This window comes from Oleiphilus sp. HI0132 (assembly GCF_001635845.1).
In genome coordinates this window covers 1-740 of the sequence record NZ_LWGJ01000672.1, presented here as the reverse complement: position 1 = coordinate 740, position 740 = coordinate 1, and the positions used below count along the sequence as shown (strand labels likewise).

Here is a 740-nt window from a genome sequence, read left to right as displayed (position 1 = left end):
AGCGCTTGTGCTAAATACTTTATACCGAAACCGGAATACGCCGTTTATGTCGGAAGTTTGGTATGTCTGGCAGCTTAAACAAGAGCTCAATGCAATTTACCGAAAATCAAAAGCCTTAAACCAAGCGTTGGAACAGAACAATCACCAAGCGTTTATCATCAAATATTATCACTTGAAAGCTTCTATTCAGGTATATGAGCTGGATGACAATACGCTCACTATCAATCAGCTAAAAACTGACTTACGCGAACTGGAAGAAAAAATACAAAGCTTGGGTTTGAGCGTGAGCATCGAAGATTATCAGTCAGATTTACTGAAGACGCTTTGAACGAAGGGGCGGTGGTCTCCAAATCTGTAGGCAGAGCCTTCCACGGCTCGCAGGCGGGTTAGCACGAGGTTGATCGTGCGAAAGTCAACGAGTCAGAGTAAATAACAACTCCACTAAAATTCGAATATCCAGCCCGAATAAATACCTTTTAACCTAAACAACCTAGTTTGCCCATTTTTGCCAAAGCCTTCTAAGTAATTGTTTTTTAGTCTGTACCTTCGCCACAAGAAGGTGGTGTGTTGTAGCACTAAAGGAACAATAAGAAGTACCCAAAACAAACATAAAAACGGGGAAATTATGAAACCTAAATCTTTCTTTAATACTCATCCACTCAAGGTCATGACACTAGGCCTGACGCTTGCCTGTTCTGATATCGCATTAGCGGCTGGAGAGGAATTTCTAGACTATGGCC

1 protein-coding gene is annotated in these 740 nt (G+C 41.8%); it reads left to right on the top strand.

The window, feature by feature from the left end; all coding sequences use genetic code 11:
- Positions 1 to 328: DUF3087 family protein (locus A3766_RS08125; RefSeq protein WP_156508781.1), on the top strand; the 328-nt coding region annotated here is incomplete at its 5' end.
- Between the last annotated feature and the right edge of the window lie 412 nt (positions 329 to 740).